The following is a 22,109-nucleotide window of genomic DNA, read 5'->3' on the forward strand; positions in this document are numbered from 1 at the left end:
TCATGGCTGACTTGTATGGCCTCTACGGGCATCGGCGAAGAGGGCGCTAGTAGAAGGGCGCCGCACGATAACTTCTAAGAATCTCTTAATCTCAGCCCGGGCAGCAATCAGTAAATCGATTCGATCGGAGCTAACGCGCAAAGATCGCCCATCGGGTCCAACGGTCAACGTCACGAAGCTATTATCTACACGTTCCCTTCGACCGCTAGCTATGGCATCAACACGCTCATTCGCATTCAGACCTTCGCATTTTTCGTAAACAGATCTAGCATTTTGGCCAAGCTTCGACGGGCCAAGCGCTGCTTTAAGGGAAAGCAGTTTTTTCCCAATCTCGAAGGTCAGCGGCGCTAGTTCGCCAAACAGGTCGATGACCTCCTCGGGTAAGGCTGCAATTCTTAACGCCAGGCTGACTCGAGAGGCAGAGTGGTTCAAATACTTTGCAGCTCCAGTCCCGGACGTCCAGTGGCCGGCTTTAACTCCCGAGTAATAATTTGCGGCAACAACCAAAGGTAACGACTCCCCGTCGCGGCGCCTACTCGACAAGTTTTCCAATTCATTCGCGAGACTATCGAAGTGCGCGAGTTCGCCGTTGGCCAGTACCGCCAAGACACGTTTAACCGGCAGCTTATTGGGCAGCGCAAATAGGGCACCTGCATGTAAGCACATTGCATCTAACCCGACCTCGCGGCGGATAGTCACGAGTTTTTCAGCTACCCCAAAGCCTATTACTTCGCGTGCTTCAAAGGCGTCGAGAATCACGTCAGGAAGCCGCGCTATGGCAAGCGCTTTAGACACTTCTCCTTGCGTTACCTTTAGGAATGGAGCCGCCTCCGCCTGCGTCGCCCAAAACCCATGGCAGACGCCAGATTGGTATCGTGCGGCAATACTCAGGGGACTGCGGTCCGGAGTTTCGTCCGTCGTAGCCTTCTGGCCTGCAGTGCACCCTACGTCCGTGTGTCCGGCAAATTTCATGTGAATGAACCTCAATAAAAATTGCGTGAGTTTTAGCGTCCCAATTCGGCTACGCTGAACACAGCGAAGCCGACCGTCTAGATGTCTCGGTCGATGTACCAAGACCCGAGTGTTGTATGTGTCAAGACGGAGGCGTTACCGACGCTTATTCCCTCGTCGTCTTAAAAGCCAAAGCTAGACACGGGGCAGAATCTTGAGATCACTGAGTTCTCTTAAGTCTTGTCATGTTGGTAGAAGCAACTACCCGCGGCGCGAGTGCACAGCACAACATGTTGGCGCGAAGAAAAACCCCAAATCGGCGGAGATTTTTAGCGCAAGTCGTTGTAAGAGAAGCAAAAATAAAAGACGACTCTAAAATATTCTTGCCGAGCGATTCGGCTCGGATTACAAAAATATCGCACTGTCTACCGGATAAAACTCGCCTAGCCTTCCTCAGGTTGGCTTGCAATAGCATTCAAGACCGAGGGCTCCGTTCCGAGAGGAGCCTACTATTCTCCCGACTGGGAACCGCCGTGAAAGAGTGGTCTTTTGACCGAGCTTTCCGGCCTAGGGCTTTCAACATGTTGCGCTGGAACTTAGTTTTGCCCGAAGCCGCGACGCTCGTTGCGCCAGAGAGATCGGCATTCGTTTGGTCTCTTACTCGTCCCAACGTCCAGTGAAAGCTTCACAAAATAGCTAGCCTTTCCCCAAGTTCCGCCGTGCTCGTCGCTGTTTCAATAGACGCATCCAAAAAGGGTTGTTATGCGTCTTTTCAAGAACAAGCGGCGAGCCGCGCTCGCCACGGCTCCCGGCATGTATGCCGACGAAGATCCCAGCAAGATCATTTTCGAGACCAGCACACGGCTGAACATCGAGACCAACCACTGGAAGCTCATTGCATTCGTCCTGGCGATCGTGGCGGCTGGTGCGGTATGGACACGCCAACCTCCGCCTTCGGTCACGAGAGTGGTCGGTGTATCTGCCGATGTAGGCGGCCATCCCATCGTCACGGAACTGGTCGCCTACAAGCCTGATGCTCAGGCACTGCGCACCAGCTTCAAGGAAATGGTCGTTCGTTGGTTCACGATTGAGCCGATTCTCACCGATCGTCTTGAAACGGCGCGCATGACCAAGAACATCAATTCGGTCAAAGCCCAAATGATCGGTGCGGGCGTGAATCAGTTTGCCGAGTGGCTTCGAGCCGATGCGCCATTTCAGGCCATCAGCGCCAATCCCAAGCTCATTCGCGAAGTCCAGGTGCGAAGCGTCTCACTGCTCGAAGACTCGACAGCGGTCATCGAGTTCACCCAAACCACGTCGCAAGGGCCGGCCACGCCAAAGCCTGACGTCAAAACCTTCGCCTTGACGATCCGATACCAGATCGTTCCCCCGACCGCCGACGCAGCGTTGACGGCTAACGCCTTCGGCATTTTCGTCCCGTATTTCGTCCTGCAGCGCACCGGGCAAAGCTCATGAGATCGATGACCAACCGTACCCGAGTCGCGACGCTTACCGTCGCCGGATTCACCGCGTTCGCGCTCAGCGCCGGAGCGTTAGCACAGGCTAAGAAGCCTTCGCTCGAGTCAAGGCAGTTCGCGCTCCTCGCGGCCGACCCGATGAGTCCGGTCAATCCGTTTAATGGTGGCGTCGATCCCATGACGATGCCTGATGACGCGCGGATCGGCGTATTTCCGTACAGCCGCGATCAGATCTACCGCGTTCTCTCGGCGCCGCTCAAGTTGACCACGATCGAGTTCGAGAAGGGCGAGGCGTTGGTGGGCGAGCCCGCAATGGGCGACAGCGTTCAGTGGGAAATCGATACGGATGGCGCGAACCACGTGTTCATCAAGCCGCACAAGGCGGGACTGGTCAATACGCTCCACATCACCACGAACAAGCGCGAATACGACTTCACGCTGATCTCGTCGCCGACCGGCGGATTCTTCTATCAAACCGTTCGTTTCCAGTACGCACAGTCGTTGATGGCCAAGGTCGCTGATCGGCAAGCCTCACGTCAGAGCACGGATAACGGCGCGACTGGCGACGTCGAGTCAGGTAGCACCGGCGTGTCCCCGGACAAGCTCAACTGGGACTACGCGATCAGCGGCAACGCCGAGTTCAAACCCGAAGTGGTTTTCGACAATGGTCACGCGATCTGGATGCGCATGCCGGCTAACGCGCAGTCATGGCCCGTTCCGATGATCAAGGAGCACGGCGATCTGTTGGTAGGCAACTTTATTCGACGTGGCGGCTTCATGGTGTTGCAGCGGCTTGCCGATGAGCTCGTCCTCGTTTCCGGGAAGGACGAAGTGACGGTCACACGTGGGCGTCGCCGCATTCTTGGATTGTTCTGAGCACGATGGCCAATCAAACACCGTCTCCGAGCGACGAAGAAAAAGCCCTCGTCAAAGGCAAGCTTCCGCGCAACGCGCTGATGAGCGTGGGGTTAGCCGCGGCCGTTCTCATTGGAACCATGGCGTTCTACTACGAGCTCAAGCGATCGAACAACGCAGAGGCCGAGGCGAAGGAGAACAAGGCTGTCATGCTGAAGGGCGGCACTGCTGATGCATCGCCCGTCGACGATATGGATCGCATCGTGCGCGACCAGCGTGCTCGCGCTGACGCGGAGGCTGCATCGGCTGCGCGAGCCGCCACGAGCTCCGCAGCGAAACCCATCCTCACCGGAGACGACTTCCGGTCGGAACTCGAAAAGCCCGGTACGAATAATTTGAGCGACCGGAACAAGGAAGACAACGTTTATACGTCTTCGGTGTTCAAGCAGAACGCCGCACGTAACAAGGCGGCACTCGACAGCGCGACGGGCCAGCCATACGGCGTAAAAGGTCCCGAGGAAATGCTCGCGGCACAACAAGCAGTCGCCGCTGCGAATGGCAGCGCGGCAGACCAGTTGGCGCTCGCGTTGAGTCGGCAGGGTCAAGCGCCCGAAGATCGCGACAAGTCATTTCTGAAGGATGCGGCCGGGCAGGGCGGCATCGTGCGCACCACGTTCAACGGCCGGGCCGGTAGGTGCACGCTGACGCCGCCGCACAACATCCACGTCAAGACGATTGAAGGCCTAAATTCAGACAAGCCCGGTCGCGTTGCCCTCATGGTCGATGAAGACGTCTACGACAGCCTCACGGGCGACTGCTTGATGATGCCCAAAGGGGCATTCATTAATGGCGCGTACAGCTCGGACATCAAGGTGGGACAGGAGCGCTTGCTCGTTGCTTCGACCTCGCTTCGGTTGCCCAATGGAAAGAGCGTGCCGATGAACGGCATGCAGGGCGCACACGAAAACGGTTATGCCGGGTTCTCGGGCGATGTGAACAACCATTTCATCAAGATCTTCGGCGCGGCATTCATTACCGCCGCGTTGTTCCAGGCGTTCGACAAGAATTCATCGACGGGCACCACGGCTGGTCCTGGTGGCGTGACCACATACGGCAGTACCGCCGGACAGGTCGCCGCGACCACGGCGCAAGCGGTCCTGAATCGGAACCAGAATATTCAACCCACGATTACCGTCGAACCTGGTCAGAAGTTCCTGATCCAGGTGACGCAGGACATCGTGATGGAGCCGTACCATGAGTAAAAGTCTCATGGTGGCTTTGTTGCTCGGCGCCTCCTTCGCTCACGCCGCGACCATTGAATCGATCATCAGCCCCACGCAGGTTGTCGTGGCCGATGCGGGCACGCGCTCGATACTCAGCCTCGTGGGTTCTCCCGTCTACGACTGCGGCATGAAGCCGTTTTCCAGATGGGCCGCCCGTCTTGAGGGGCAGACTATCTCGCTCGTGGGCAATCAGATGCCGAGCGTGGTCGTAGACGGTACTGCGGTGCCGCTCGAGAAGGCCTTGATTCGCGATGGCTGGTTGCGCCCGCGCGTGCTTGACGATGACGCCCAGGCTGCGATGACCGAACGGCGCGGGGGCTGGGCGTGCGCATCCGCGCGTGCTCCGTTTGATGCGATGCGCTCGAGTGTTGACGCAAAAATCCTCGCGGGCATTGCCCTGAACGAGTCCGCCTACAAGGGCCGGGCGTGGCCGTGGACGCTCAACGTCGCGGGAAAGGGTTTCTACTTTCGCAGTCGCGACGACGCCCACCGCGCGATCCGTGTGCTGCTCGCTGATCGTGGTTGTGATTTCGACGTCGGCCTTATGCAGATTAATTGGTGCTACCACGCGAAGCGTTTCGCCTCGCCTTGGGACGCACTCGCGCCTGCCACCAACATTCGCGCTGCCGAAGACATTCTCAACGAGAACTATCGCAAGACGAAGTCGGTTGTGAAGGCCGTCGCCTACTACCACAGCGCCAATCCACAGCCCGGGCGCGAATACCTCGCGCGCTTCGAGCAACACCTCTCACAGATCGATCGCGGCCTATGAAGCACACGTTCCTCACTCTCGCTTTGGCGGCTACCGCTTTGCACGCGACAGCCGCCAGCACCGATCCGTTCGACTTCGATTATGAGATCACCGGCAATGTGCTGGAACGTCCTGCCCTCGTCTTCAACGATGGCGACGCGACGTATCTCCAGCCGCGCGCTGGCCAAGACCTCAAAGTAGAGGGCGGGCGCAATCAGGGACCGTACATCGTTGTATCCGGCACCCCGGAGACGATCCGCTACACCGTGAATGGTTCGAGCGCGAGTGCTCAGTGGAAGAGGGCCAATCACTTCATGGGCGGCAAAGGCTTGCCAGGGGCGCAGAACAACGGCGACCTGCCATCCGGCTTTGTCGGATTCTCCGACCGCCTTGCACTGATTGGCACGCGAACACGCCTCGATAGCACGCGTGCGCTCAGTGCGACATTGCCGCTCTCGCAGCTCGTCAAAGCGCTGGTACCGCAGGGCTGGACGGGTTCCGCACAGAAAGAGGTGGATCTCACTGCCGCCTCCAGCTTCGCCACTCGCGACGGCGAAAACTGGATGCAATCCCTGGACCGCTTGATGATCGGTACCGGCCTGTACGCCGATGTCGATTTTGACAAGCGGCACGTGAGCCTGCGGCGGATGGCGCCGAAGTCGGCCGCCGTCAATTACGTCGCGCCGTCTGCTTCGTCTGCAGTCGCGTCATCCAGCGACCCAATCGCGGCGATTGCGACGCAAAACAGCGGACCGCTGCGCGATTCTTTGCTTGCGAGCAAGTTCGGTGCGCTCGCGATCCGCGACGGCGACGATACGCATGTGCAAATTCGGTTCGCGTCGAAGCCATCGAAGGAGTTGAAGGTAGTCGATGCGGCCGGCGCTTCGCTCAAACCGAAGTGGGACGATGCCTCGAACGTCCTCACAATTAATCGCTCTGATCGGTCGATTTTTTCTGATGGAACCGACCAGGTAGAAGTCGCACGCGTGGCCGGCACCGTCTATGAGTTTGATACCGGCAATTCGGCGTCTCTCGAGGCCGTCTTCGACAAGGACGGCGCGACGTTCTTTAAATTTTCAGAGACCGTCGGACATGTCACGGTGTCGGACGCGCGGAATCTAGGTTCTGGCGAACAGAAGGGCAGGTACTACAAGTTCAACGGTACGGCCGATCAGTTCATCGTCAACGCGGACGGCAATGTCGCGAACGTCATACGCAAGCGTGACGTGCGCTTTTTCGACAGGCCGAAGTCATGATCCGTGCCGTCTTGCTCGCACTCGTGCTGTCGGCCGCAAGCGTGTGCCGGGCTGACTGCCTGGACGACGCCGCGCGCTATCACCGGGTCAACGCGCAACTGGTGCGCGCGATCGCGCAACACGAGTCGGGCATGCGGGCCAATGCGATCAACACCAATCGCGACGGCTCAGAAGACGTGGGACTTTTTCAGATCAACTCGTCCTGGTTGCCCAAGCTCGCACGCTATGGAATTTCCCGCGAGCGCTTGTTCGATGCGTGCGTGAACGCCTACGTCGGCACGTGGATTCTCGCTTCAAACATCAAGCAGTTTGGCGCGACATGGAAAGCGGTTGGGGCCTACAACGCGGTCTCGACCAAGAAGCAAATCGTGTACGCCAACGCCATTTATCGCCGCCTTCAACGCACTGCGCACTGAACCTCATGACGCCATTAATCACTATCCAAAGCCACCGATGCGCCCGTCTGGTCACGCAGTTATTCGCAGTATTCGCGCTCACCACCGTCGCGTCTGTGTGCGCGGCGGCGATTGACCCCGACCAATCGCGCATCGTGGCACCCGCTGGCGATGGCTGGCAAATGCTGTCCGCAGCGCCGGTCGCGTCTGTGCCGTCCAACCCGAAGCCGGCTACGGGTTCCACCGCGCCGATGGCGGGGGCCACCGCAACAGTGGTTGTGCCAACGTCCGCATCTGATGGCTCCCTCCTTGTAGCACCCGTGTTCTTGCCTTCTACCGGCATTGCGGCCGCACCAACGGGCGTGCTCACGATAGCGATCACGCCGCAGGACATCAACCTGCGTAACGCGCTCGATCGCTGGCTGCAAGTGCAGGGATGGCAACTGGCCTGGAAGATCGACGACGACTTGCCGCTCGAGTTCAACGCGACCTTTTCGGGTGACTTCAAGTCGGTTCTCACGCAGGTCATGCAGGCAACGAATCACATGCGCACGCCCACACGCGTTTGCAAGCACACCAACAACGTAATCCGCGTCGTCGCACGCGCCGCTAACTGCCAAGACTGATCCTATGCGCCATACCAAATTCAAGACCGCTGTCGCTCTCCTGGTTGCCTCAGCACTGACGGGATGCGCCGTGTCGCAGATGGACGTGAATCGTGCGTACGACGCGGCGAACGCCGACGCCACTCATGCGATGGGCGGTGGTCCGGAATCGATGCAACTGGTGGAGGAGGTACTGACTGCCTTCCTCGGCGATCGCCTCGTGCCGGTCGCCTATGAAGCGACGCTGCCGGCGATCTTCCGCGAAAAGACGGTTACGTTTCCGCCCAATCTGCCGCTTACGAAGATCGGTACGCTGGTGTCGAACGCAACCGGCTATCCGGTGCACCTGAGTCCAGACGTGTTCATTCCGCGAGAGGCCCTGATTCCGAAGCCGAGTTCGACAGCGGCTGGCCAGGCAACACGTCTTTCGGCTGGCGCAAGTGATCAGACAAGCGTCGAGCCGATCTATCGGCAGTCGTGCGATTGCAAGGTCGGGCAGTACCTGCGCGGCGTGACGGAAGACCTGGGCTTGGACTGGACGTTTGACGGCACGACGATCGCAATCTCGCGTTTTGTCACCAAGACGTTCACGATCGCGGCGATTCCGGGCAAGGTTTCGTTTAACTCCACGATGTCCAAGGGCACGGACACCTCGACCGGCAATCAGTCGTCGGGCGGGACCGGCAGCACCGGTGGGAACACCGGTTCGTTCTCTGCCGTGACGAAAACCGGGCGCGACGGCAACTTCGATCAGATGGCCACGATCGAGACGATGCTCAACAAGCTCAAGACGCCCATGGGGGAGGTTGTCGTCAATCCGCAGAGTCGCTTGGTGCTCGTGCGCGACACCAAGGAAGCTGTGGACCGGATGGGCATGATGCTTGCCCGAGAGAACGCGATTTCCACGCGTCAGGTAGCGCTGCGTGTGCGAACGCTCGAAATTGACATGAACAAAGGCTCGCAGGCTGGCATCAACGCGGACATCATATTCAACAAGATTTCGGACGGCCTGGCTCGCTACGCGATCAGCTTCGCTTCGCCGACTTCGCTCGCGACATCGGCTGGTTCCGTTGGGCTCTCCGTGCTGCGCGCCAACGCGCCACTGAGCGGCACCAATGCCGTCATCAACGGCTTGAATACGTTCGGCAAGACGATTGACGACAGTACGCAAACGAAGCTCACGCTGAACGGCTTGCCCGTGTCGGTGGGTTCGTTCGAAACGAAGGGTTATCTCGCGTCGACGACACCGGGGACGGGTTCGCTCACGGGCTCCTCGGGCGGTTCGGTCGGTCTTGAGCCGGGTTCAGTGACAGTGGGCGACTTCGTCAACATCCTGCCGTCGGTGAACGATCACAACCAGATTGTGCTCTCGTACTGGAGCGATAGCTCGAAGTTGAACGGTCCGTTCCAGACCATCAGCGCGGGGTCGGGCGCGACGCTGCAAACCATCCAGTTGCCGGACATCATCGGGAACAAGGACGATCAAACCATCGCTTTGTCAGATGGCCAGACGGTCGTCCTGTATGGCGCTGTGACGAATCACAACGACGGCGCGAGCAATAACGGGATTGGCGGGGCGAGCGGGGCGTGGAATAAGTCCCGCACCTTCAAGGTCATCATGCTGACCGCGACCGTTGTCCCATCGATGTGAGCCCGGGCATGCACTTCGAAAATATTCCAGGTGAAAAGGACGCTCGTCTCGTCTTCGGTCTCGAATGGCGGGCATACGCGATCAAGGGCGCGGCAACTGAACGACGCCGATACGCGGAGGAGTTCGATGCGACCCATTACGTCGAACTGAAAACGAAAGGCGAAACGATTGGCGGTTTCTGCGCGCCTGATGTAACCGAGCGCAAAGGTCTCACGCTTTATTCGGCCGCCGCTCGTGTTGCTTTGCTTGAGCGGGTGCGCAGCCGGCCTGCCGTGCTGGTGTTGATTCAGAACGAACAGCACGTTCACCTGATTCTCGTCGTGCGCGGTGCCATTACCGCAGACGAAGAGGTTGCGCTGGTGGCGCTTACGGATCGGCGGAATTCGATCGAAGATCAGTGTGTAAAGTCTGGCCTTCAACTCGTGACGCTGGGGTACGGAGCGCAACTGCATGACGTCGACGAGACGTTCGAAGTGCGCGAGTTGCTCGCCGCGCGCAAAGTCGGCCTGATCAAAAAGATCCCAATCAGGGTGCCGACGTTCATTCCGCTTCTGGTGATCGCGTGCGCGGCATTCTTTGGCGTCAGCAAGGCGATCGACATCATGAACCCGCCACCTCCGCCACCTGCGCCGCCCCCGACGTATATGCAGGACTATCAGGCCGCGGTTATCCGTGCGATGGCGGCTCCTGCACCACTGGCTTCGGTCCTAGTACCGAAGCTGCTCGCCATGTTTGGCAGTCAGGAAAGCAATTCCTCGGGCTGGCAGTTCTCGAAAGCGAGCTGCGGAGCGGTGGGCGTGTGCTCTGTCACGTACAAGCGCAAGGGCGGCACCTTCAAGGATTTCGATTCACGGGCACCGTCCTCGATCCGGCCGATCGTATTCAACCCCGATGGTCTGCACCTGGACACGCGAGGGCCCGACATTCCGATCGTTGAGCGGGTCGCTCTCAACGAGCAGCAGACGTGGCCAACGCGCCAGGCGCTCATCAAGGCGCTTCAAACTGATCCGCAGAAGCTATCGGTTAATCCGGACACGCTTGATAGCCACGGGTACACCGTAGATATCAAGGAACCGGAGGGGTTGCTTGCCCGACAACCGTTGCCGGGGGAGGTGCACGGAGCGCTCGTGCGGCGAGGAGCCTGGGTGATCAATGCATACAAGTGGCAAAGCGCGCTCCTCGAGCGGCTGCCAAGCAACATGGCGCTGGACACCCTCGACGTGGAGTTGAAGGAAGACGGCACGGGCGTTCATTTCACGGCGAAGGGAAAATACTATGTTCTCAAATAAGACCGCGCTGGCCGGTTTCACCGCGTTCGCGCTGTCGGCGGGCGTTCACGCGCAAGAAAAACATCTCACGCTCGACGATATCGACGGGCTCGCTCGTCAGAACATTGTCGACTCCATGCGCAAGTCGAACGATGCGTCGAAACCCGCTGCGGGCGTCGGGCTCAACGCGCCGCTTACCGGGGCACCCGCACCGGACGCATCCGCACAAAAAGCCCCTGTCCAAAAGCCATCTCCATCGCTCAAGCGCTCTATTGCAGTCTCGTTCGTTGGCGCCTATTCGGATGCGTCCGGCTCATACGCTCTCTACGACTACCAGGGCGCGATTTACCCGGCCAAGCAGGGCTCGAAGCTGTTGAACGGCTGGGTGCTAGGCCGCGTGGATGGTTTCGTCGTGAACGTTTCGGAAGGCAAACGCAAATGGACTGAAGTCATCGCTGCGCAAGCCCCGGTCGTGTCAGTCGATAGCTCGAGCGTTCAGGCGATCAACGATCTGAGCGGACCATTGCCGCCCGCCTTTCCGATCGCTGGCGGTAGCGCGCCCGCTCCCGCACCGGCGAAGAGTGGTGCTTCGGTTCAGATTCCTTTTGGGAAGTAAATCATGGGTCTATTTGGTGGAATTGAAAACGATGAACCGGAAGTTCGGTCGAGCTTTTTTAAGCGTCTGCGCGCGCCCAAGAACTCGACGTTAGTGGAGTCGGCGCCGGCGGCGGAACCGTACCTGTCCAAAGCATCGAGGCCGGTAAAGGCGCATCCCTCGTTCCTTGGCCGTAGCCTTGCCGCCGATGACGTCGAGGACGTTGAGAGTTCGACTGTGAAGGACACAATGCTTGGGTCGTCGTCTCTCGAACACTCGCCACCGAGCGCGGTGATTCCGGAAACAGGCGGGGAGTCCCCCTCTGTCGATTTCGACCGGGCGTCGGTCGAGGAATTCGCAGCGCGCACGACCGCCGCGCATCTTGCCAAACACTTTGGCGTAGCTAGCCGATCGGCTGAACCCTCCGTCGAACCTCTTGCGCCCGCTGCCAGCGCAGTCCTGCCGACGACTTCAGGCGTCCCCCCAGCGGTTGCGGCGACAATCGCGGGTTCAAGCGAGGCAACCGAGTTGACGGGCGCGGCCGAAGGCGGCAGCTTCGAGAATGTCGAGGACCGACAGTTCGTCGAAGAGGCAGACTCCTTCATCGCCGAGTCAGGTCGCCCAGAGTTGGTTTCAGCCGAAGCCCTCCCTGATTACAAGCGAATCTTGACCTCTGCGGACGACGATGCGGCCTTGCGCATTCCTGCTGCTGCGCGGAAGGAATTCATCGCGCTCGAGCTGCAGCCAGGCATCGCCATTTCAGTGGCCACCGCGAAGTTCTGCGAGCGGGCGCAGTACGCCACTTTCATCAAAGACCTCGCTAACAATGACGTTTTTGTTCGGGAGGAAATGATCGCGACCGAAGCGGTCATCGCTGCCGTATACGCGGGGAAGACCGTCGCGTTGTCGAAAGGAATACGGGAAGCGTCGCGCGCGATTGGCAACTTCCGCGACATCATTGAAGCAGCTCACGCCTACGGTGCGAGCGACGTGCATTTCGAGCCGCGCGACTTTCAAGGTGAAGTCGAGGTGCGCTTCCGTGTGAACAGCGACCTGTATACCTTCCGTCACATGCCCAAGGCGATCGTTCGCCGCGCACTGTTCGCGGCATACAGCGATCTGGTCCAGCGCAACACCAATTCGGGCAACAGTTTTCAGCCGAGCGCTCCGCAGTCGGCCATGATCCCGCTCGTGGTGAAGACTGACACCGTCAATCTGCGCTGGCAGTCTTCGCCGCTGGTCGGGGGCTATGACGTGGCGTTGCGGCTGCTGGACGGCAACTTCAAGAACTATAAGGTGCTGCTGCCCAAGGACATGGGCTACGAGGCGAGCCAGCTCGCAGTCATAGACACGCTCAACTATGTGAGTGGCGGGGTCACCGCACTGACTGGCGAGACCGGGTCAGGGAAGACCACGACGCTGCGCGCGCTGTCCTATATGCTCCCGGATCGCGATCTTAAAAAGCAGTTCGCGGTGAACGAGCCGTCGGAATACCCGATGCCGTGGCTGTCCGACTATTCAATCATCCGTCGGCCTGACGAAACGGACGATGAGGCGAACCGCAAGTACGCGGAAGTGATTCGGACTTTGATGCGTCAAGATCCCGACGACCTGACCATTGGCGAAGTCCGCGACAAGGTTGTGATGGGTCTTGTCGCGGAACTCGCGTTGACGGGTCACCCGGTCCGGTTCTCCCTGCATGCGGGTGATGTCATTGCCGCGATTATGCGGATGGCCGGTGGCCGATTGCAACTGCCGATCGATGAGCTGGCCGCCGAAGGCTTTATCAATGCGGTGGGGAATCAGAAGCTGATTCCAACCCTATGCGAGCACTGCAAGATACCCGCCGAAGACGTGATGTCGCTGCCCGACTTGGAGATATTGCGTTCGAAGTTCGGTGTCCACACGAGCAAGATGGCCTGCCGAAATATGGACGGCTGCAAGTACTGCCGCCTCGATGGTTTGTTCACGCGTAACGGCAAGGTCGCCGGCGGCACGAAGCGGCCCACGCTTGTCGCGGAGCTCTACCGGCCAACCCCTGAATTTCTTGATCGAATCTCGGTACGGGATTGGGAGGGCGCGCGCCGAGTTTGGCGAGGTGAACGAAAGACGGGGTTCGATAATGTGGACATGACCGGAAAGACGCTCTATGAACATGCTCTTTACAAGGCTTCGCAGGGGTTAATTGACCCACAATTCATTAACCGTTCGATGCAGTCATTCGCGCAGTACCGCGTGATGCCGGGCGTCGATGGGTTGATGGCTTAACCGGGGAGATTATGTTTTATAGACTTCTAACGATGCTTCCGGAAAGTGGCCAGATGCGCTTCGCGCGCTGGCGGTTTTTGGCCGTGCGCGAAAACTTCTACCGTGAGACACGTCTTGACATTGCGAAGAAAGGCCTTCGCAATACAGAAACGCTTTCTGAGCGACTCGCGACCTTGGAAGAGCGTAATCGCAAGCGCAAGAAACTCGTCTGGATGGTATTCGCCCGCATGCGCGACGCGATGGGACGTGGGGATAGCTTCTCGGCCGCGATCAAGCGCTTCGTGCCGGGCGATGAGTACGCACTGCTCGACATCGCCAACGAATCATCACAACAAGATGCGGTGGTTCGAGGCTTCGAACTCGCTGAGATGGCGGCCAGTGCGAAACGTGTCTTGGCTGCGACCACTTCTTTGCAAATGGCGTATCCGGCATTTCTGCTGATCTACCTCTACGCCTTTTGCATGATGTTCGGTGGGGCGATTTATCCGCAGGTTCTCGATTCAAAGCCGCTGGATCAGTGGCCGGACGTGGGCCGCTATCTCTACTACTTCGACACGTTTTGCTACGAGTACTGGTGGCTCTCTTCCACAGTCGTGGCCGGGCTTGTTTTCGCGTACTTCGCAACCCTCAAGCGCTGGACGGGAATGTTTCGCAATCGGCTGGATGGCATGCCGCTGCTGTGGCGTAACCGCCGGGATTTGCGGGCAGCGTTGCTGATCGTCTCGCTTGCAGGCCTCTTCGATTCGAACCTGACGCTGCGTGCGGCGCTTGACCGACTAACGAAGACGGCCGATCCCTGGCTGCGGTGGCATTTGCATGCGATGAGCCGACGCTTGACAGTGCGCGCCGACGAACCGATGCGCGCGCTCGATACGGGCCTCTTCTCGTTGGTGATCGTTGACACCATTACCGATGCAGCGGGCCGTGACCAGTTCGAGGATGCAATCAAGGATCTGGGCCGAAAGTCGCTTGATAGCGTGGTCGAGCTGGTCAAGCGCAGCGCTCGCATCACGCATTACGTCTTGCTCGGCTTCGCGGCCGTGCTGTTTCTAACCGTCGGGATCGGCTCATACGTGATGACCGGCGCCATCAGCATGACTGCGGGTGCGCCCGCTGTCGCTATTCAATAAAGGAAGGGAAATCAAATGATTGAGCAAAAAGATAAACCGCGGCGCACGTTCGCAGGAAAGGTCGCAAGTCGGCGCAAGCAGAAGGGCGAACTGTCGATGATTGAAGCGGGTGCCGTGATGGCAGGCGCGGCGCTGGTTGCGCTCGCGGTCTATGCGGGCGGCAAGTATGTGCTTGATCTGATCCACGCAAATCAGTTCAAGAGCGAAGTGCAGATGTTCCACACCGGCATTCTGAACGCGACCCAGAACGACTCGGATTTTTCGGCCGAAACGCTGCAGATTCTCGCTCAAAACCATGCGTTCGATGCTGCCGGTTCGAGGCTGGCGACAGACAAGTCTGCAGTGAAGGGGCTGTTCAACGGTGCGCTGGAGATCTCGATCGGCACGCTGGTGACGGCGAGCGACTCGATCGTCCTGGCCTATCCGGTTCCTTCGACCGTGTGCTCAATGAGCGCTGCCGCGGTCTCGACCGTCTACACGCAGGTGTCGATCAACGGCACAGTGGTGTCTGCGCCGGCCACACCGTTTTTGAGTTCCACGGCCGCGACCGCATGCGCGTCTAACGGATCCACTGCGACGTTGTCACTTTATACGTCGCGGACGTAAGGGATAAGGGCGCGTAAATGTTCAGCATCCTTGAGATGATGATCGTCTTGATCGGATCGGCCTTGCTGACGATGCAGGGAATCAAGGAAGACATCGCGGCGAAACACACGAACCTTCTGCAGATCGAAGGCCAGAATCAGGCTTCGATCAACGCAGCGCTCGGGAGCTACATCACGGCCCAGTACGGCAATTTGATGGCCGCGCTGGGACCGAATTTCTCGCAGACGTCGCCCACGCCCCTTGCTGTGCCGACGATCGCCCAATTGTCGGCTTCGAGCAATGATCGGGTCACGTTTCGCAGCGGCCCGTTTTGGGGCGGAAGCTATCTGATCTCGCTTACGGTCGTTCCGAGCGTTTGCTCTGTTGCCGCTGGAACGTGTCACATCGCGTCGCAGTTGTATTCGAACCGGCCCCTGCTGAGTCGTGGAACGCCGGATATTGCCGGTGCTGGGATTCTCGCGGCGGCCGGCGGCTCTCAGTTTGGTTACTCAACCAATCGTAATCCCGCGACGATTACCGGTCTTAGCGGACAGTGGACCGCGACGAATCCATTGGCGGCCCAGGCCGGAACGATCCTGGCCATCAACGGTTTCGGTTCCGACGGCAATTCACCGTACTACCGGCGTGACGGAGCTCTGCCGCTCACCGGCACGATGAATGCGAACAATCAGGATATCCAGAACGCGAAGGATGTCACTGCGAATTCACTCACGTTGTCGGAAGGAAATAGCCTGAGGATCGGCGCGGGTGCAACCTACTATGGCGACAGCGCGAACGCGGCCATTCGGACCAATGGCGCGCTGTATCTGCAAAACCAGGCAGGCACCGCGGCGGCCGATCTGAGCGTGGGCAATGTCTACGCTTCTTCCAGTATCAACGCGCCAACCGCGACGCTGACTGCGAATGGCGATTCGTTGAGGATTGGTTCTGCCGGCGTCAGTCTTTATGGCGACCAGAACGGTAGTGCAGCAATACGAGGTAGCAACGGTCTTTTCGTACTGGACATGGCCGGTGGGGCGGCACCGATTCAGCAGGTTGGCAACATCAATTCGTCGGGAACTGTCACCGCGCCGGTCATGAATATCGACCCCGCGTCGGCTAACTGTGCATGGAACACGGTAACGATGCGCGGTGCTAACCAGATGTGGGTGTGCAACAAGTACGGGAACTGGACCCCCATCAGCAACCTCGTCGGCAACATGACGACAGACGCTGTCTATGTGGGCTACTACACTGGCTGGGGCGTGACTCCTCCCGCGTGCGGACCCGGCGGATCAGCCTGGTATCGCATTATTCCTGCGACGATCTCGACCGACTACGCGAACAGCTATCCACCGCTCTCCGGAGCGAGCTATCAAATGGGTTCGAACGGAAGCCAGTGGGTTCTGCAGATCTACAACGTATTAGCCGATGGTAATAACTCGCTGGTGCCCGATCGGCTCGGCCTCCAGGCAGAGATCGATGTTGGATGCACTTTCGCGAACAATTGAGAAGAATGAGGATGTAAATGAACACCATGTTTCGCGCTTGTGTTGCGCTCGCCTTGTTCGCTTCGGCCACGATCGTGAATGCCCAGTGGTACCAGAACCCGATTAATCCTCCAATAGCGCCCGGTTGTGCACCAGGTACGTCATGGAAAAAGAATGGTCTGCGGTATCAATGCATGTCGCCGGCCAATCCAGACCCAGGCCAAGGCGGTGGGGTTATTGTTGATCCGGTTGTGCGGGCAGCGGCGGTGTGCACTGCTAGAGCGGCTCAGGACGGGCTCACGCTCGGCCCTGTTACACGCCAATATTCTTTTGATTCGCAAGCAGGACCAGCCTTCCAAACTTATCACGACACCAGTGTTGGGCCTCAATGGCAGGACCCCATTTCCTATCAAACAGGAAACGGATATATGGTTGTGTGTAGCACCTTGAAGTCCACTGGCGAGTTCGTCCCGCCTTACAACAACCCCTACTTTGTGGACTGGCTTACGGCCCCGTGTGTGGGATGTGGCGGCGGTAGTTAAGCCACAGCCCTGAGACCAAAGGTAAAAACGCCCCAAGGTCCTTGGGGCGTTTCTGTTTTGAGCTGGTGTTGTCGATTTAGTTAGCGGCGGTAGCGAAATTCCATGCCGGAGGCGAAACGGGGGTACCGTTCCGCGCGCCGCTGAAAGTAACGGTGTATGTGGTGTTGCCTTTCAACGGTTGAAGTGGGAGCAATACCGCGGTGCCGCTCGGCATCAGATTATTCGGGTCGGCAACGGTCGTTGCAGTCGATCCGGCCATTGCGCTAGAAGGCACCAAGATACGCGACGGCACCGCTGCGCCCGAGCTGTCTGTCAAGGTGTACGCGCTTACGGTCAGCGTATCGATGCCTTGTTGGGCATTCACGCGGACCAGAATCGGACGGCCAGGTATGGGCAGATCGGATGCGGGGTTCGGCACTTCCGCTCGCATCGCCAATGCGACTCCAGTCTCGCCGGTGTAGGGCGAATGCACCACGGTGGATGTTGCAATTTGCTGGCCACCGACCGACGAATAGCTGTTGGAGCCCGCAGTACCCGAAACGCCGGTATACGTGCCGAAGTCGCTCGTGCAGGTGTAGAGAGGATAGGCGCTTGTTCCCGGCGTATAGCCCAACCCAATAGACTGCTGAGTGTATGTCAGATCCAATAAGTGATAGACCGATGCCAGGGCTTGTCCGATGCAGTCAGCGGCAGCGGCAGCCGGCGTCGCGGTCGAGGTTCCGGCCGCAATGTTTTCGCCAATGAATTCGGAAGTTGACGCGCCAGCCTTTTGCGCGCGCAAGAGCGGCGTCTCGGCATAGTAGTTTGCATTCCCGGCGACTTCATTGTGCGGCAGCGAAGTTATGACGCTCGTGCTCAGATTGCTAAACATATACAACGAATGTGCCTGAGCCGACGTGTCAAGGACTGGATCTTGACTGAGCATGCCCACTCCCATCGCTTTGCGATAGGTATTTACCTGATTGAACGCGGCGAGTTGGAACGAGTCTGCAGCATAGCTTGGCGTCGGCACGGACGTCTGCGGAGACACGCCGGACGTAGGTTGAGTCACAGCCGGTATGCTCGCACCAGACGCTGGCGCAGCGGGCGTCGTGTTGCCACCATCACCACCACCACCACCGCAAGCGGCGAGAGAAAGCGCGGCAGTCATCGCCAGCGCGGTCATTTTGGAAATCGTTTGTTTGTTGTTCATTCGTAACCCCGTGTAGGTTGTTGTTGCAGTCGCTTTGTGCGATCTGCTTAAGTCCATCTTACTGAGCGCAAAACGAAGACAAGACACGGCGGAATGACGCCGCGCATCTTCGAAAATGCCCCTTACTCGTTGGATTTTTGGACGGCCCAGATTTGCCATCAGACGTAGATATCGACGCTATTCCAGGGCTTAGGCTTACCCCCGGTGGAGCCCTGAACATCCGCGGCCGAAGACGCGGCGTTATCACTACTCTCTTCGGGTTTGGGTACTGGGAACAGCATGCCCATAAGCGTTGATTTTTCGATGTCCTCCGGTGTAATCACGTCATCAGCGCCGCTTGCGTCATTTGGATCCGTAGCTCCATTTTTTTCCTTCTCCCGGGCCTTCTCCGCTTGGATAACGGACCGGATTGTGTCGAAGAACTGCGCGCCTGCGATTCTCATGTCGGCCTCTGGTTGCTATGAATATCGAGAAGCATTGCTCCTCTCCTCTGCTTGCGTCGCTTCACACGAATGGCAATGAATACGCATGCCAGAACGACGCCCGTTGGAATGGGGGCAAGCTGCGCGATCTTGGGAACAAACAGCGCGCCTGCATAAGTGAAGATCAACATGATCGCGAGATACCTGAACGCGCCCGAATTCAACACGCCGATGAGCCAAGGTGCACGGCTCTGTAGGTAGAGCGGGTACTCTTCGTTGGATACCTCAAGGTCAAATGTTTCGGCGGCCGCCGCCTTCGCCCGCCGATAGAAATGCTCATAGGCGGCGAAGCGGCCATCGCCACGGCCCTGGAGCCACGAGGCAGCGCTGTCGGAGAACAGATACGCGAAGTCGACCATGTTCAGTGTGTGATGTCGGAAATGAACTCGACCGCGCCCACAGCATTGAGGATCGCTTGGCCGTCGGCTTCGGAGTGGAACAGGCCGGTTACGAGGTCACGCCAACCGAACTGAGCCTGCCCGTCGGGGGTGAAAACGATAAGGCCCGCTTCTATCTGGAAGGGAAAGGACAAGCTGGGCGAAGTTGCGAAAACGCTCATGCCAAATTTTTCCTCTTGCGTTTGGAGTCCAAGTCGCGCGGAGTGATCGATTGGGTACAAACCGGGCACGAAAAGGTGTTGGGGAACTCGATTTTCAAGTCCGAACTCGAGAGCACGTATTGCGTGTCGCAGGTTCGGCAGGGGAGCACCGTGAGGCGCCGATCCACTGCCATAACGCCGGTCAAGTGGATTGCGCGGTTCGGGTTGATTCGCAGCTTCTTGCCGAAGAGCTTGTAGGCGATGTCATTCGCGGCGATCAGTGCTTCCGGTATGTTGGCGCCGGCCGCAAGCGCGCATCTATAGAGCCACGTGTAAGTCGTTGCCTGCACGCGGTTGACCGGGTTCTCGACATACCATGTCAATGACGTCGGCAAGCAGCCGCACGGGGAGCTCACCCCGTGGATCTCCCGGTACGTCAGTCGCGTCGTAGTGGGCGCGATGTTGAAGAGTTCCGAGGCGATCGACGCGCGACATCCCTGACTCATCATCGCGTAGGCGAACGCGTCGTTTTGCGAGCGCTTGAGCCGCAAGCTAGTCCACACGTTTTTGAAGGGTAGGGAGCCCGAGCGCATCGGCGACGATTGCATCAGATGATGCGAGGCGGACTCGTCGGAGATCCAGCCGGCCGTGAAGTCATGCCAGAACCGCCGCGCGCTGAAGCGCCATCTAAACAGCGGAAACTCGATGTCGTGTACGGCCATCTCGAGCTTCTCGATGGACGTTGCTCGCAAGTAGTCCGCCAACTCGATGCTGATCCCAAGGATCGGAGCGGCTAGTACGTTCATGGCCAGCACGTCCTTGATCAACTGGAAGTACTGGCGGTTGTGGTGATACAGGTGCGTGCGGGTTACAGGCCCCATCTCTGGCATCGCCCCCTGCAGGGCTGACACTGCGGCCGTTCGCACTTTGTTTTCCACCAGGCATCGCCAGTCGTCGGGCTTCGTCAAGCTAGGGGCGAGAACCAGGAACGGCTTGTTCATGAGGATAGACAGCGACTGCTCGTTGTTTCGCGAGTGGTCCAGATCCTCTTTGGTGACCTGAAACGCGACGCTTGCCGAAGGGTGGGCGTTCAACGTGACCGACATGAAATCGGTGAGCATAAAGTTTGTGCGTTGAACGCGTTCAAGAAGCCAATCTTGGATCTGAAGTTCTGCGGTGCTGTTGAAGTTATTTTTCACTTGTATTTCTTACCTTCGTGATCTGCCTCGCGGCTTGGTTTGTTCGTCTGTCGTGTGCCTTGGACGCGCGCGGGTCCCATTCCGCGCGGCCCTTTTCCCAGTGGCTCGATCAGGCTTGCTTGAAGTTGGCGGCCGCTTCGATCTCTGCGAGAAATTTCTGTACCGTGTCGACCAGTGCCTGAAACGTGGGTCGGTACCGGACGGTATCGCCATCGGCCAGGACCGCAAGCTGCGTCAACGTGAAATTCGCCGAAAACTTGGACCAGTCTTGTAATAGTTCGTCGAGTTGGCGTTGTGCCTTGGCCCCCGCATCGATCTCTGCGCGCAGCGTGCGTTTGTTTTCTTCGAGGGTCTGGTACTCGTTCTCCGCCGCGGCAAGCTTTTCTTTGGCGGCGGCCAACTCGTCGAGTTTGGCTCGTATGGCGTTTTCCATATTCACGATGCCGTCGGGCATCTTTTCGACGATCTTCTCTACCTGGATTTCTTTTGGCCCAGCCAACTCGTGCTCGGCGATCTGTGCCGTGAGCCGGCCGACTTCATTCGTCAGGTCCGACACAGTCTTCTGCATGGCTGACATGGACGCGCTGCGGCGAGCACCGTCAGAATGAGCTTGGGCGAGTTCTTCGTTACGCGCGGCCTGGGCCCGTTTGAGCGTCTGGATTTCTTCTTGCAGCCGACGGTTCTCGCGCTCGAAGTCGCTTGCCTTGCCCACGCTCGCGGCGACCTCGGTTTCCATGGCGTCGAGGCTATCGTCCTTGACTCGCAGCTGGGCCTTCAACTGCTCACGGCTCTTGATCAACGCGCTGATTTCGGCCCGCGTCATGTTCGAGTCTGCCTTGCGAGCTTCCACGACTACCGCAACGTCCTCGTCGGTAATGGACTCCTTGAGCAGCAGCGATAACTCACTGATTTTCAGCACATCCAATGCATCCGAGTTATCGGAAAACTTGCTGTAGCAGTTCATGTAGAGGCGCGTCGAACTACGCTTGAGCGCGAAAGCCTGCTGGATGAAATCAAAGGCATTGCGCGCCGCACGGTTGCGCACGGCCCTTGTATCGCCATGGTCAGTAATCTGCTCGGTCTGCGCGAGGTTAAAAATCTCGTACATGTGAGCGCCCAGCAGGATCAATTCACGCGTGATTCGATCGCGTGATGCCTTGATTTGCAGCGCGGCATGCACGACATTGCCAATAAACTCGGCATTAGTCGTGCCGAATACGTCATGCGCTGTCTTCAGCAAAACTTCTGCTGAAGCAGAGGCCGGGTCTGGAAGCTCGAAATCAAATTCGAGGTCGCTATCGAGCGACTTCGTCTCTATAACGGCGAGGTGCTTCTGCGGCTTACTCATTCAATATGTTCTCCAGTACTTAGGTTCGGCACGTCGAAGGGTGACGACCAGATCGCCCGTTGATGGCCAGATTACGCCGCCATTCGAGGCGGAGCGGGCCGAAAGGCTGCGATTTTCATGCAGCTTTCGCCGCACACATGCGTGCTCGCGGCTATCGCACAAGTAGTCCTGCATACCGTCGTGGCCCAGGGGCGGTGCCCTGGGCAAACGTGCTCGACGTGGGCTGACGGCGTGGATTGCGAGATCG

The 22,109-nt window shown here is 58.6% G+C and carries 21 protein-coding genes; 14 read left to right on the forward strand and 7 right to left on the reverse strand.

Translation table 11 applies throughout. The features are described from left to right. On the reverse strand, window positions 1-795 hold the full coding sequence (locus HB376_RS25505; RefSeq protein WP_213766506.1) for a hypothetical protein: 795 nt from the start codon (window positions 793-795) through the stop codon (window positions 1-3). A 918-nt stretch (window positions 796-1,713) separates the two neighbouring features. Between HB376_RS25505 and HB376_RS25510 the strand changes: the two genes are divergently transcribed. The 14 genes from HB376_RS25510 to HB376_RS25575 are packed head-to-tail and all read left to right on the forward strand — an operon-like array spanning window position 1,714 to window position 16,582. Further along, complete coding sequence (locus tag HB376_RS25510; RefSeq protein ID WP_213766507.1) at window positions 1,714-2,427, forward strand: type IV secretion system protein; 714 nt, start codon at window positions 1,714-1,716, stop codon at window positions 2,425-2,427. A 5-nt stretch (window positions 2,428-2,432) separates the two neighbouring features. Continuing rightward, on the forward strand, window positions 2,433-3,305 hold the full coding sequence (locus tag HB376_RS25515; RefSeq protein WP_213766508.1) for a TrbG/VirB9 family P-type conjugative transfer protein: 873 nt from the start codon (window positions 2,433-2,435) through the stop codon (window positions 3,303-3,305). Between the two features lie 5 nt (window positions 3,306-3,310). After that, window positions 3,311-4,546: a TrbI/VirB10 family protein gene (locus tag HB376_RS25520; RefSeq protein ID WP_213766509.1), complete on the forward strand. Its 1,236-nt coding sequence runs from the start codon at window positions 3,311-3,313 to the stop codon at window positions 4,544-4,546. Beyond that, window positions 4,539-5,339: a transglycosylase SLT domain-containing protein gene (locus HB376_RS25525; protein ID WP_213766510.1), complete on the forward strand. Its 801-nt coding sequence runs from the start codon at window positions 4,539-4,541 to the stop codon at window positions 5,337-5,339. Before HB376_RS25520 ends, HB376_RS25525 begins: the two co-directional genes overlap by 8 nt. Continuing rightward, the gene (locus tag HB376_RS25530; protein WP_213766511.1) at window positions 5,336-6,574 is read left to right on the forward strand and encodes a hypothetical protein; all 1,239 of its coding nucleotides are present in this window, start codon (window positions 5,336-5,338) and stop codon (window positions 6,572-6,574) included. The genes HB376_RS25525 and HB376_RS25530 overlap by 4 nt, the downstream gene beginning before the upstream one ends. Next, window positions 6,571-6,990 carry a lytic transglycosylase domain-containing protein gene (locus HB376_RS25535; protein WP_213766512.1) on the forward strand — a complete coding sequence of 140 codons (420 nt, stop codon included), beginning with the start codon at window positions 6,571-6,573 and terminating at the stop codon, window positions 6,988-6,990. The genes HB376_RS25530 and HB376_RS25535 overlap by 4 nt, the downstream gene beginning before the upstream one ends. Before the next feature lie 5 nt (window positions 6,991-6,995). Beyond that, window positions 6,996-7,595: a toxin co-regulated pilus biosynthesis Q family protein gene (locus HB376_RS25540; protein WP_213766513.1), complete on the forward strand. Its 600-nt coding sequence runs from the start codon at window positions 6,996-6,998 to the stop codon at window positions 7,593-7,595. A 4-nt stretch (window positions 7,596-7,599) separates the two neighbouring features. Further along, entirely contained in the window at window positions 7,600-9,225 is a 1,626-nt protein-coding gene (locus HB376_RS25545; RefSeq protein ID WP_213766514.1) for a type II secretory pathway protein, read from the forward strand. 8 nt (window positions 9,226-9,233) lie between these two features. After that, complete coding sequence (locus HB376_RS25550) at window positions 9,234-10,514, forward strand: hypothetical protein (protein WP_213766515.1); 1,281 nt, start codon at window positions 9,234-9,236, stop codon at window positions 10,512-10,514. Beyond that, window positions 10,501-11,109 (forward strand): hypothetical protein, encoded by a 609-nt coding sequence (locus HB376_RS25555; protein ID WP_213766516.1) that lies wholly within the window; start codon window positions 10,501-10,503, stop codon window positions 11,107-11,109. Before HB376_RS25550 ends, HB376_RS25555 begins: the two co-directional genes overlap by 14 nt. A gap of 3 nt (window positions 11,110-11,112) precedes the next feature. Then, window positions 11,113-13,356: an ATPase, T2SS/T4P/T4SS family gene (locus HB376_RS25560; RefSeq protein WP_213766517.1), complete on the forward strand. Its 2,244-nt coding sequence runs from the start codon at window positions 11,113-11,115 to the stop codon at window positions 13,354-13,356. Between the two features lie 53 nt (window positions 13,357-13,409). Next, window positions 13,410-14,486 (forward strand): type II secretion system protein, encoded by a 1,077-nt coding sequence (locus tag HB376_RS25565; protein ID WP_255631574.1) that lies wholly within the window; start codon window positions 13,410-13,412, stop codon window positions 14,484-14,486. Window positions 14,487-14,501: 15 nt separating this feature from the next. Next, window positions 14,502-15,092, forward strand: coding sequence for a hypothetical protein (locus HB376_RS25570; RefSeq protein WP_213766519.1), 591 nt, complete (start codon window positions 14,502-14,504; stop codon window positions 15,090-15,092). Window positions 15,093-15,109: 17 nt separating this feature from the next. Next, window positions 15,110-16,582 (forward strand): hypothetical protein, encoded by a 1,473-nt coding sequence (locus tag HB376_RS25575; protein ID WP_213766520.1) that lies wholly within the window; start codon window positions 15,110-15,112, stop codon window positions 16,580-16,582. Between the two features lie 597 nt (window positions 16,583-17,179). On the opposite strand, the gene HB376_RS25580 is transcribed toward HB376_RS25575, so the two are convergent. The 6 genes from HB376_RS25580 to HB376_RS25605 all read right to left on the reverse strand — a co-directional run bounded on the left by HB376_RS25580 (window position 17,180) and on the right by HB376_RS25605 (window position 21,862). Further along, the gene (locus tag HB376_RS25580; RefSeq protein ID WP_213766521.1) at window positions 17,180-18,295 is read right to left on the reverse strand and encodes a CAP domain-containing protein; all 1,116 of its coding nucleotides are present in this window, start codon (window positions 18,293-18,295) and stop codon (window positions 17,180-17,182) included. Between the two features lie 158 nt (window positions 18,296-18,453). Next, window positions 18,454-18,738 (reverse strand): hypothetical protein, encoded by a 285-nt coding sequence (locus HB376_RS25585; RefSeq protein ID WP_213766522.1) that lies wholly within the window; start codon window positions 18,736-18,738, stop codon window positions 18,454-18,456. Next, complete coding sequence (locus HB376_RS25590) at window positions 18,735-19,136, reverse strand: hypothetical protein (protein WP_213766523.1); 402 nt, start codon at window positions 19,134-19,136, stop codon at window positions 18,735-18,737. The genes HB376_RS25585 and HB376_RS25590 overlap by 4 nt, the downstream gene beginning before the upstream one ends. 2 nt (window positions 19,137-19,138) lie before the next feature. After that, a complete protein-coding gene (locus tag HB376_RS25595) occupies window positions 19,139-19,336 on the reverse strand; it encodes a hypothetical protein (RefSeq protein ID WP_213766618.1) in 198 nt (65 codons plus the stop codon). Next, window positions 19,333-20,514, reverse strand: a complete 1,182-nt coding sequence (locus tag HB376_RS41785; RefSeq protein WP_346730580.1) for a FlhC family transcriptional regulator — start codon at window positions 20,512-20,514, stop codon at window positions 19,333-19,335. Before HB376_RS41785 ends, HB376_RS25595 begins: the two co-directional genes overlap by 4 nt. 109 nt (window positions 20,515-20,623) lie before the next feature. After that, on the reverse strand, window positions 20,624-21,862 hold the full coding sequence (locus HB376_RS25605) for a hypothetical protein (protein WP_213766524.1): 1,239 nt from the start codon (window positions 21,860-21,862) through the stop codon (window positions 20,624-20,626). Window positions 21,863-22,109: the final 247 nt, after the last annotated feature.

This window comes from Caballeronia sp. dw_19 (genome assembly GCF_018449515.1).
GTDB lineage: Bacteria > Pseudomonadota > Gammaproteobacteria > Burkholderiales > Burkholderiaceae > Caballeronia.